General features: G+C 43.7%; 12 protein-coding genes. 4 read left to right on the top strand and 8 right to left on the bottom strand.

The genetic code is table 11. From position 1 onward, the window contains the following. Nucleotides 1-43 precede the first annotated feature (43 nt). From glmU to hisF, 6 genes are all read right to left on the bottom strand, one after another. Entirely contained in the window at nucleotides 44-1,420 is a 1,377-nt protein-coding gene (gene glmU, locus EPB74_RS08285) for a bifunctional UDP-N-acetylglucosamine diphosphorylase/glucosamine-1-phosphate N-acetyltransferase GlmU (protein WP_274903791.1), read from the bottom strand. A 172-nt stretch (nucleotides 1,421-1,592) separates the two neighbouring features. Further along, a complete protein-coding gene (locus tag EPB74_RS08290; protein WP_274903792.1) occupies nucleotides 1,593-2,183 on the bottom strand; it encodes a phosphatidylglycerophosphatase A family protein in 591 nt (196 codons plus the stop codon). A gap of 3 nt (nucleotides 2,184-2,186) precedes the next feature. Beyond that, nucleotides 2,187-3,221, bottom strand: coding sequence for a thiamine-phosphate kinase (gene thiL, locus EPB74_RS08295; protein WP_274903793.1), 1,035 nt, complete (start codon nucleotides 3,219-3,221; stop codon nucleotides 2,187-2,189). 2 nt (nucleotides 3,222-3,223) lie between these two features. After that, nucleotides 3,224-4,435 (bottom strand): transcription antitermination factor NusB, encoded by a 1,212-nt coding sequence (gene nusB / locus EPB74_RS08300; protein ID WP_274903794.1) that lies wholly within the window; start codon nucleotides 4,433-4,435, stop codon nucleotides 3,224-3,226. A gap of 242 nt (nucleotides 4,436-4,677) precedes the next feature. Continuing rightward, nucleotides 4,678-5,199, bottom strand: coding sequence for a 6,7-dimethyl-8-ribityllumazine synthase (ribH, locus tag EPB74_RS08305; RefSeq protein ID WP_079692868.1), 522 nt, complete (start codon nucleotides 5,197-5,199; stop codon nucleotides 4,678-4,680). Between the two features lie 177 nt (nucleotides 5,200-5,376). Then, nucleotides 5,377-6,159, bottom strand: coding sequence for an imidazole glycerol phosphate synthase subunit HisF (hisF, locus tag EPB74_RS08310; RefSeq protein ID WP_274903795.1), 783 nt, complete (start codon nucleotides 6,157-6,159; stop codon nucleotides 5,377-5,379). Nucleotides 6,160-6,349: 190 nt separating this feature from the next. Here hisF and EPB74_RS08315 point away from each other — a divergent pair, with 190 nt between their 5' ends. The 3 genes from EPB74_RS08315 to EPB74_RS08325 all read left to right on the top strand — a co-directional run bounded on the left by EPB74_RS08315 (nucleotide 6,350) and on the right by EPB74_RS08325 (nucleotide 8,814). Then, nucleotides 6,350-7,582 carry a homoserine kinase gene (locus tag EPB74_RS08315; protein ID WP_274903796.1) on the top strand — a complete coding sequence of 411 codons (1,233 nt, stop codon included), beginning with the start codon at nucleotides 6,350-6,352 and terminating at the stop codon, nucleotides 7,580-7,582. A gap of 62 nt (nucleotides 7,583-7,644) precedes the next feature. Continuing rightward, nucleotides 7,645-7,905 (top strand): DUF2007 domain-containing protein, encoded by a 261-nt coding sequence (locus tag EPB74_RS08320; RefSeq protein ID WP_089556036.1) that lies wholly within the window; start codon nucleotides 7,645-7,647, stop codon nucleotides 7,903-7,905. Beyond that, a complete protein-coding gene (locus EPB74_RS08325) occupies nucleotides 7,906-8,814 on the top strand; it encodes a class II glutamine amidotransferase (RefSeq protein ID WP_079692864.1) in 909 nt (302 codons plus the stop codon). Between the two features lie 20 nt (nucleotides 8,815-8,834). Here the strand turns inward: EPB74_RS08325 and EPB74_RS08330 are convergent, their stop codons facing one another. Then, complete coding sequence (locus EPB74_RS08330) at nucleotides 8,835-9,383, bottom strand: YchJ family protein (RefSeq protein ID WP_274903797.1); 549 nt, start codon at nucleotides 9,381-9,383, stop codon at nucleotides 8,835-8,837. Nucleotides 9,384-9,433: 50 nt separating this feature from the next. Then, complete coding sequence (locus tag EPB74_RS08335; RefSeq protein WP_274903798.1) at nucleotides 9,434-10,159, bottom strand: metal-dependent hydrolase; 726 nt, start codon at nucleotides 10,157-10,159, stop codon at nucleotides 9,434-9,436. Nucleotides 10,160-10,272: 113 nt separating this feature from the next. Between EPB74_RS08335 and EPB74_RS08340 the strand changes: the two genes are divergently transcribed. Beyond that, complete coding sequence (locus tag EPB74_RS08340) at nucleotides 10,273-11,286, top strand: DUF3025 domain-containing protein (protein WP_274903799.1); 1,014 nt, start codon at nucleotides 10,273-10,275, stop codon at nucleotides 11,284-11,286. Nucleotides 11,287-11,383 lie beyond the last annotated feature (97 nt).

Genomic DNA, 11,383 nt, shown 5'->3' on the forward strand with positions numbered 1-11,383 from the left:
TTTGCTTTAGGTCGCTTTATCGAACTAGCTGTCAAGGTAGCCTTTATTTTTTAGTCGGACGCTGAAAGTCATTTTTCTGTGTTTGGCGCGCACGACCAAAGGCTAGTGCATTAGCATCGACGTCTTTAGTAATCACTGAACCGGCTGCCACAGTAGCGGTATCACCAATCGTCACTGGCGCTACTAAACTTGAGTTAGAGCCAATAAAGGCATTATCTTCAATGATGGTTTGTGATTTATTGACACCATCGTAATTGCAAGTAATCACACCAGCACCAACGTTGACACCAGTACCAATCGTTGCATCACCAATGTAGCTTAGATGATTAACCTTGCTACCGTGACCGATAGTTGATTTTTTAATCTCAACAAAATTACCGACTTTGCTGTTGTCAGATAATATGGTTTCAGGACGCAAATGCGCAAAAGGACCAATATCTACGCCTGCACCGACTGTCGCTTTATCAATCACACAATAAGGTTTGATATGACAAGCGTTGCCAATCTGGGCATTTTTGATGACACAACCGGCTTCGATATAAACGTTGTCACCCAACGTACAGTCGCCTTCGAACACCACACCGACATCGACAAACACGTCCTGACCTGCGCTCAATGTACCACGGATATCAACACGAGTGGGATCAGCAAACTGGACACCCGCTTCTTGTAAATCAGCGACCAGTTTACCCTGCCATGTGCGCTCTAAGCTGGCAAGTTGTTGGCGGTTATTGACGCCTTCAATCTCAAAGGTATGCTCAGGCTCAATCGCCGCAATAGTGATGCCATCAGCAACCGCCATTTTGACAATATCAGTCAGATAATATTCTTGTTGTGCATTATCATTAGATAGCTTGGGTAAAAACTTGTGTAGCAGAGCATTGTCTACGCAGTAAATTCCACTATTAATCTCTTGAATTTTTTGCTCATCGCTAGTGGCATCTTTTTGCTCGACAATGGCTTCAATATTACCCGCTTGGTCACGTTTAATACGACCGAGTCCAAATGGATTGTTTACCGTTAGCGTCAACATAGACATACCGTCAGTATTGGCAGCCTGTAGTGTCGCTAAAGTTTGACAGCTAACCAATGGCACGTCGCCGTACAGAATGAGGCTTTGTCCGTCTTTCGGTAGTTCAGATAGAGTCACTTTGACCGCATGTCCGGTACCTAACTGCTCAGTTTGGGCGACCCAAGTAATGGGCAGATGTGCGTATTGATGAGCAATATGATCTTGTACTTGCTCGCCGCCAAAACCATAAACAATGATGGTGTCATCAACCGTCAATTGATGGCAAGTGTCTAATACGTGACCGAGCAATGACTTGCCAGCTAGTGTCTGTAGCACTTTTGGCTTAGCCGACTGCATACGCGTGCCTTTACCAGCAGCGAGGATAATTACCGAAAGAGGAGATGTCATAATAGCCCTACAAATGTAACAAAATATAATTTGGAATTATAGCGTAAATTGCTATTTAACTAAAACGCTATGTCGTGACCTCTTTGTAATTCAGCTATCGCTAACAGCAATGCTAAATGATGAAAACGATTTGGTTAAAAGTATCTGGTTAAAAAATAAAACAAATGCGCTGCTAATCTACAAAGTAAAAGATTATATTATAAATAATAACCCAAACTGCCGCCGCCATAATACCTGCGATAATATCGTCCAGCATGATACCAAGACCCCCAGCAACTTTTTTATCCGCCCAGCCAATCGGTGGTGGCTTAATGATGTCAAAAAAGCGAAAGAGTATAAAAGCAATAATCAGAGCAGCGACAGAAAAAGGTTGCGAGATATTTTGCCAAAAACTTGCATTAGCAATGCCCATATAAGACAAAGGCAATAGGGTAATCCACATACCTGCCCACTCATCCCAGACAATATGGGGATCATCATGACCACCCATCAGATCTGAGGTACGACCACATATCCAGATGCCAACGATGCAGGATAAAAGTGTGATAATCAAAAACGGCACAAAACCCAAGCTCAGCAGGGGTATCGCGACGATTAAGCCACCAACTGTGCCCCAAGTACCGGGCGCACGGCGCGGTAAACCACTGCCCAAGCCGAGACCGAGCCAATAAACCGCGCGGTCAAATATACTGGCATTGACTGGCAGAGGAGGGCAGTCATTGGCTTTACGGATATCGGGCTTAACTAGGTCGTGATCGGTCATGGGTTAACCTGCAAAATGTTGGTAACCAGTAAGATTAGGCCAAATAGAAAACGGTGCTGGATGGGTTGGTGTTACCGGCTGTCCTTGATAATAAAGCTCAGGACATCGATACGTCACATTATCTATACTGCTATCTTTATTATCAATCAAGGCAATCACATCACCAATATAAGTCACAGGCGTATTATTACTAACAGGCGGCTCGATATCAGCAGGCAAGGTAAAAGCCAGCTCATAATCATCACCACCAGCCAGCTGATATAACAAGCGCTCAGATAAATCAACGGTGGCTAATGGCTTGCTAGTAGGTAGCTGCTCAAGATTCAAGCGCATAGACACGCGGCTTTGTTGGCAGATATGTCCAAGATCTTGATACAGACCATCAGAGATATCTATCATCGCAGTTGCCCCTATTTTTGCCAATGCTGCACCTAATGCAATACGTGGGGTCGGCATATGTAGACGATGCGCTAGTTCGATACCTACAGCAATTTCAGGGTACTTTAGCGCATAAGCGGCATCGCCAAGTGACCCTGAGACATAGATTTTATCACCGACTTGTGCCCCTGAGCGATAGACGGCTGGTGTGTCTGCGGCAAGCAGTCCTTGGGCGCTGACACTCAGTATCAAACTATCACTGCGCGTGGTATCACCACCTATCAAAGCCACGCCAAATAACTGACAGGCATGAAATAGACCTTTGGCAAATTCAGTCAGCCACTTTTCATTGGCAAGGCGTTTAGGTAACGCTAACGCCAGTAAAATACTATGTGGTGTTGCGCCCATGGCGGCAATATCCGAGACATTAACGGCGACGGCTTTATAACCAATGGCAAATGCCAGTTTATTAACTTGTTCCCAATCGGCGCTAAAGTGTCGACCTTGAACGAGCGTATCAATGCAGCTGACTAAGCGCGACCCTATAGGCAATACCATCACTGCCGCATCATCACCGATGCCTTTTTCGACATCATTGGACAATGACTGTGCAGATTGCATCTGTACAAATATACGCTCAATCAGCTCAAATTCATTCATGGCTAGTCTTGGCTTTTTGTATCAGCATCGTTTAATTCAACGCTTTCTGATTCAGCTTGTTTTACATCAATATTGTTTATATCAACGCCTTTTATATCAACATTTTTTATATCAATACTAGCGCTATTCGAGTCAAGTAAGTCGACCTCTGCTGTAACATTATCATTGCTGTCATTGCTGTCATTGCTGTCATTGCTGTCATTGCTGTCATTGCTGTCATTGCTGTCATTGCTGTCATTGCTGTCATTGCTGTCAACTATATTTTCTTCTACAGGCTTATCATTGACGGTATTCTCTACACTAGCTGCAATCTCATTCGCTTTATCTGCGATAACTGGTTCAATGCTGGCTGGTTTAATAATAGTTTCTTCAACCGTGCTTTGAGCGTCGCTCTGTTTACTGGCTTTATAATCACTAATATTTGCACTGGCTTTACTGGCGCTATTACGTTTAACGCTGGCATTATTGGCACTGATACGTTTTTTACTTGAAGCAGTTGGTTGACTGTTATTATCAGTATCGACAGCATTTTCAGTTGTTTCTACTTGAGTAGCAGTAGGTACAGCAGCTTGCTTAATAGCCGATTTTTGAGAGGTACGTAGATTGGCTTTGGTATCGGCTTGTACTTCTATATCGCGTAGCTCAATCGCCATTCTATCCAGTACCGCATTAATCAGTTTATGCGCATCAGTGGCACCAAAATGATTATTCAATTTCATCGCTTCATCAAGCACCACTTTATAGGGTATCTCTAGGCGATTTTGTAGCTCATAGCTACCAATTAACAAGATGGCGTGTTCAACGGTGTCCAGTTTATCGATTTCACGGTCAAGATGCTGACTGATAAGGGCGTCTAGCGCCTCAATCTGTTCTGGAATATCACGCATCATTTCATGGTAATAGCCGATATGTACGGTATGCATGGCATTGGTGGCACGTGTACGGGCAGCGATATCATGCGGGGCATTGGCCTTCCAGCCAAGCTTGCCATCGATATCAAAGCGGCGGTCAGTGACGAGCCATTCATATAGACCTTGCATGGCAAAGCGCCGCGCCTTACGGATAGCGGTGTGACTGGTCTTGTAAGAAGACTCACTCATATCGAAGGTTTGATCACCCGCACTGCTGCTCGCGATACGCGTGGCTTCCGCTTCTCTATCATTGGTTTGTGCGGTTTTCGCAGCGCTAATAGCGCGCTTGAGTTGGTCAGTCATAAGGGGTCTATACCTAATTTTTAAGATAATAAGTTTTAAAATAAGATGTTAAATAGTAGTCGGCTGGCAAGTTTCGCCAGTCAGTTTTGGATATTGCGTTAGATACTTATATTAAATACTAACGTTACATACTGAGGGCTATGATTATAACCATAGCCCCAGCTGACTTAATAAAAATGATGCTGAAATAGCAATTAAATAATAATTAAAAGCTAATAAACACTATCTAGCAGTTAATAATACTAAGCGTCAGTGCTGTCATCTTCAATATCTAGCTGTGATAGTACCGCAAGCATTTCTAGGACAACCATGGCTGCTTCTGAGCCTTTGTTACCGGCTTTGGTTCCTGCACGCTCAATCGCTTGCTCGATACTGTCGGTGGTCAAAACGCCATTGGCAACAGGGATATTATAGTCCATAGCTACAGCGCTTAAGCCTTTTGCTGATTCGCTTGCGACAAAGTCAAAATGTGGTGTGCTACCGCGGATAATCGCGCCTAAGGCAACAATAGCGTCAAAGCGGTCAGATTCAGCAGCACGCTGGGCAACGAGTGGTAATTCAAAAGCACCAGGTACGCGAATGACGGTAATGTTGCTACCCAATACACCATGACGCAGTAGTGCATCAATCGCGCCATCAACCAATGATTCAACGACAAAACCGTTAAAACGACCGACGACGATACCAATACGAACGTCTTCATTTTGATGTAAGTTGCCATCGATATGAGTCACGTCATTGCGTTGCTGTTGTAAATTCGACATAAAAAAGTCCTTTATTCTAATTGAAAGGTTATTAAGGCATTATTAATTAAGCTAAATGATTTGTTTTGGTCCATTTTATAAATTGTTTATGTTTTAAATGAACGAAAACCAAGTGATAATAAGTAGTTAGCGCTATGATAACATTTTTTGCCGATGCATTTGCATTTTACCAACGACTTACAAACGCATTTGTATGCCTTGCGCTGCCATGTACGCTTTGGCTTCCTGAACGGTGTACTCACCAAAGTGAAATATACTGGCAGCGAGTACTGCATCGACGCCACCCTCTAATACACCTTCAGCCAAATGTTGTAGGTTACCGACGCCACCTGAGGCGATAACGGGTACATTCACTCGGCTGGTAATCTGCTTCATTAATGCTAAATCATAGCCCTTTTTAGTACCATCGCCATCCATCGAAGTGACCAGTAATTCACCTGCGCCAAGATCCGCCATTTTGCTTGCCCAAGCGACGGCATCGATACCGGTTGGCTTACGTCCACCGTGAGTAAATATCTCCCAACGTGGCATAATAATGCCATCAACATTGACATCACCAACGCGTTTGGCATCGATAGCCACAACGATACATTGGTTACCAAATTTTTGCGCTGCTTCACCGACGAACTCAGGGGTAAATACCGCTGCTGAGTTAATCGCCACTTTATCCGCGCCAGCATTAAGCAAATTACGAATATCGGCAATTTTACGTACGCCGCCACCGACTGTTAACGGCACAAATACTGTCTCTGCCATACGCTCAACCGTATGATACGTAGTATCGCGCTCATCATTGGTGGCAGTAATGTCCAAAAAAGTAATTTCATCAGCGCCTTGTTCGTTATAGCGTTTTGCTACTTCGACTGGATCGCCAGCGTCTTTAATATCGACAAATTGCACGCCTTTGACCACGCGTCCGTTATCAACGTCCAAACAAGGAATGATACGCTTTGCTAACATAGGGTCTTTCACCTTATAATCAATTCATTCTTTAAGCGCTAGTCTAGCAAAATCACCGCCATATCAGGCAGGTTTTCGCAAGATTATTATGCTTTTAGCCAAAGTTTACTCGTGCGCGGTACAATTACTGTCATTAGCGCCTAAATTTCTGCTATTTAACTTCTTATTCAATTGCCATAAGTGAGATTTCATGTCCGTCTATACCCAGTTAACCGATGACCAGTTTGCCACCTTTTGCCAACGTTTTGGCGTATCGTTTGCGCGAGCCATACCGATTACCCAAGGTATCAAAAACTCAAACTGGTTTATTCAGACGACTGACGATGTAGATGGTGCGCACTCTTATGTATTTACTTTATTTGAAGAGCGTCCACCAGAAGATATTGAAAAGATGGCGGTTATCTTAAACCAATTGGATGGTAAATTACCGGTTGCCGCGCCATTAGCATTGATTGATTTAGCCGCTGATGCTGATAAACGCTACGTTATTCATTATGACAATAAAGCGATTACGCTTGTACCCTGTTTAGCAGGGGCGCACCCAGAGCAAACCACACAAGCGATGTGTCACGAGATTGGCGCAGCGTTGGCGATGTTACATGAAACGTTACAAGCATTACAGCCTGCCGAAGATTACGGCGTACCTTTGTATCCGTGGGCGGAAGTGCGCGACCGTGAAAGGCAGTTTATGCCAGGTGATGAAGCCAAGCTGATGAGCGATATTTGGCAAACTTATACCGATTTGCCACTGGCGACCTTGCCAAAAGGCTTATGCCATTTAGATATGTTTGCCGACAATACCTTATGGAACCTGCAAAAAGGTGAAGAGCGGCTTACGGGTTTATTAGACTTTACCGAAGTCAGTGTTGAGCATTATGTGATGGATATTGCGATTACCATTAATGATTTTTGTACCACGTGGGGTGATGCTGAGCAAGGCGAGTCAGTCAATTTTGATCGCAGTAAAATGGCTGCTTTCTTGCAAGGCTATGAGTCTAAACGCCCACTTGGCGATGATGAAAAACGCGCTTTACCTATTATGCTAGCGAAAGCAGCGGTTATCTTTTGGTTACTGCGCTTAAACGTTATCCATTACAACCGTACCGAAGGGCGTACGGGCGATAACATCATGGTCAAAAATCCTGACCTGATGAAACGCTTAGCGGCTTATCATTGGTCGCATGTCGAAAAAGTGCAAAATACGGTTTTTGTACTTGAGCATGCGCGTTACAAAGACGATGATAAGAATAATGATGTCGAAGATTTTAAGTTAATCGGTGTATTTGCGACTGAGCGCCAAGCGCAAGCCGCTATCGAGCAATTAAAATCACAACCTGGCTTTAAAGATTATCCAAACGGATTTCATATCGATGCTTATCCGTTAAACCAAATTAACTGGTCATCAGGATTCGGTTGCAATTAGAAATATAACAACTAAAAATATAGCAACGAGTTATATTTATACCTATTTAAAAGGAATTTATCATGACCGATCAAGTTGATAACTGGCACAAACTGGCACGCTATGACACCAATATGCAAGGCGAGCTGCATGCCAATCTACTACGCAATAATGATATTACGGTTTCTCTACAACCGTTGAGTGCGATGCCGGGTATGAATTCAGGGATTGTGCTGTGGGTACAAGATACCGATTTGGCGCAGGCCCAACGTATTTTGGATAGCATTGATACGGACGAGGCAAGTTTGCCTGAATCAGACGACGATAACGGCGGTACTTTATAAATGTGTCAACTCTTAGGTATGAACTGTAATACACCAACCGATATCGGCTTTAGCTTTGCTGGATTTCGTCGCCGTGGCGGCATGACCGACAGTCACGAAGATGGCTTTGGCATTGCATTTTTTGAGCGCAGTGAATGCACTAATAATGACAAAGCAGAGAACGCCTCAACCGGTCTGCGCTTATTCCATGACAATCACCCCAGCCATTTATCGCCAGTTGCTGATTTGGTTAATAATTATCCGATTAAAGCGATGAATGTTATCGCCCATATTCGTAAAGCGACCCAAGGGCAAAACTGTTTGGCGAATACCCATCCTTTTGTGCGTGAAGTATGGGGCGAGCAATGGGTATTTGCCCACAATGGGCAGATGAATAGCGAATTTATCAAACGCTGTCAGCGACTGCAAGACAATGGTAACGCCTCACATTGTCAACCGGTTGGCTCAACCGACTCTGAAATGGCTTTTTGTTATCTCGTTAATCGTCTTAAAAGTAGCTTTAAAACGCGCCCTGATGACCAAACGCTGTTTAATTTTTTGACCACCCAATGCCGTTATTTATCGGCTAATGGTTTATTTAATTGCTTAATATCGAATGGTAAATGGCAGCTGGCTTACGCTGGTAGCTTATTATTTTATCTGACTCGCAAAGCGCCATTTGGTGAGGCGAAATTGGCAGATGATGATTTGGCAATTAATTTTGGTGATGTGACTACCGATAAAGATAAAGTGACTATCTTAGTGACTGTACCGTTGACAGAAAATGAAAAATGGCAGCAATTAGCCGTTAATGAATGCCTGATATTCCAAGATGGTGAGATTTTATTTAAAGACAGTCCAAGCCAGCGTAAGTTTTTGACGATTGAGGAAGGGATTGCGGTTGCGAGAGCAGTTGGGGCGAGTGTTTAGGAGTTGAGCTACTATGATAGCTAAACCCCACAACAGCGTTTAAATTTCTCACCCGCTCCACAAATACACGGTTGTTTTTGGCTCACAGTCATCGCTATTGTTGGGTCAAGAAAGTACCAGCGTGCATTTTTATTAGTAGGTTTATCTGCTATTTTGACAAAAGCAGATAACTCTTGATGCGCCTGTAACCCATCAGGCGTATTAAAATAGGCTTTAAACTCAACTTGCGCATGACGCTTGCCTATCTTTGGCGTATGTCGTACGATTTCTAATCCTGCCCAATCCGTCTGTTTTGCCCACGACTCGATAGCCTCAATATCAAGCAAGGCTTGCTGAGCTGGCACGGTCGTCGCTACGATATAATCTGCCTTTACCAATACAAACGCGCTATAACGCGTGCGCATCAGGCGTTCGGCACTTTCAGCTCGAGCGCCCTCACCGTTATCCGTACCGTCCTGATAAAAGTTATCATGATATGGCTGACAGCAATTGCTATAGGTTAATGCGCTGCTAACAGGGGTAAATAGCGGATGGACTTGGCAAGGGCAGGTTTTTATAGAAGGTTGCATAAAGTACTCTACTTATCGGTTAAAGCGTATTCTTTGAATTTTTAGAGATTTTACTTTGGCTGATACAGCATTTTTTCTATCATCTCGGGCAATATACCCACTTTTAATTGTGCCCACGGCGTAGGGTCGCGTAGCTGCGCCCAAAACGTCTCAAAAGGTGGGGCAAAATAGACCAATAACGCAAGGATGGCATACAGCAGCAGATACCACCATTTATCTTTATGTTGATAAAATTTCATCGCCGTACCTGATGAGCGTTTCATTTTCATATTTGATAAATTAACACTATATAACTCATCTAATGCCAAATGCACCAGCGCGCCACCAAATAAAAACAAGCCGTAAAACCAGCTAGCCGTTAATGGCAGATGCAAAACGTCATAGCTGACATAGGTCAGACCCAGCCCCAGTATCGCCATATAGGGTACGGAGTGAAGCACGCCGCGATGCACCGTCATATTAGTAAAAATAGAGAAAACTACATAGCGCATAAAGCCATAGCCTGCCAGCCATAATGCTATCAGCGCCAATAAACTCAGCTCACTGCGCCAATGCATCACCAAACCAAAGGCAAAAATGAAAGAGATAATATTAAAGCCAAGTTTAATCGGTGTTGAGTTATCAGAATCCAAATCAGGTAGCAACCCACCGATAGTGCCGAGCGCCACGCACATCAAAAACCCAGAATCATTAATCAATCCGGCTTTATAAACCGTTAGACTCAGCGTACCACTGACCATAAAGGCGACATTTAAGTGGGTATTAAAATTTGCCATAAAGATTTGCCATAAAATATCGCTAAAGAGGGCGCTCAGAGCTGCATATCTGGCAGCAAAAAAGCGCTCTATGATACCATAGACAAGACTTACCTCTAACACAGATACTCAACATGACTGCTACTGATTTAACCGTACATACGCATTCTGCTCTTCATTTTGATAAGCCATTTTCATGTGATAGCAAACTTGATGAAAGCTTTGCAAAAATTGACTGGCAAGCGCCGTGGTTGTGCCACTTAAATCAGTTAAGCTATATCAGTAAAGCCATCATCCAACTAAGTGGTACAAATACTGAGTCTGCTCAGACAGATAAAATTGAAAATACGCCTGATGTTATTGCTAAGGTCTTAAATACAGCATTGCAGCAACAAGCTGACGATTTACAACAGTCATTGCCACAAACCAAACCTGCGCTGAATAATCGAGCCCAAACCTTAAGGTTTGTCTCCCAAAATGCGCTACCCGAAGGCGAAGCGTACGAAAGCTTTATTGCCACAACTGGCAATATTCCGACGCGTGATAATTTGCATGATTTATTTAACGGTAGCATTTGGCTGACCTTTCCAAAAACCAAAGCGCTGCTTAACTACTACCATATGTGTGAAATTGCTAAAAAAGGTATTAGTACAAGCCGTGGGCGCGTGCGCGATACCATTACTGTATTTGATGAAAATGGCGCGATATTGGTAACAGCTGAGCCAAGTATCGGTGAGGCATTGGTGAGTTTCGACTGGCAAGCAAGCTTGATAACGCCGCGCGAGTGCTGGGATAATCCACAACAGATAAGTGCAGACGACAAAAATAATGCTAAGGCAGCGGTTTATATTTTCGGTCATGCCTTGCTTGAGAAACTGCTGCAGCCGCGCAAACCTTTATGCGCTCACAGTGTCATTATTTATGTCAGTGCTGAGTTCTTTAAATTAAAGCGGTCAGAGCGTATAGAATATTTGGATAATCAGCTGGCTGAGTACATGCATGATTTATTATCACGAGAGGATGTGACGCCGCGCAAACTGTCTCCGTTGCCCATTTTGGGTGTGCCACACTTTTGGGCTGAAAACGCTGATCCTAGCTTTTATGAGGACAACCAAGTCTTTCGTAGTGGTCGCCGTCAGAAAGTATAAGCTCATAGCTTGCCAACAACCGCCTAAAGCATTGTTACGGTTACGATTGTGCCACGATTCAATAACCAATTAGCGTTAACAAGTCTAGGCTTATTTG

Source organism: Psychrobacter sp. DAB_AL62B, assembly GCF_028895345.1.
GTDB lineage: Bacteria > Pseudomonadota > Gammaproteobacteria > Pseudomonadales > Moraxellaceae > Psychrobacter.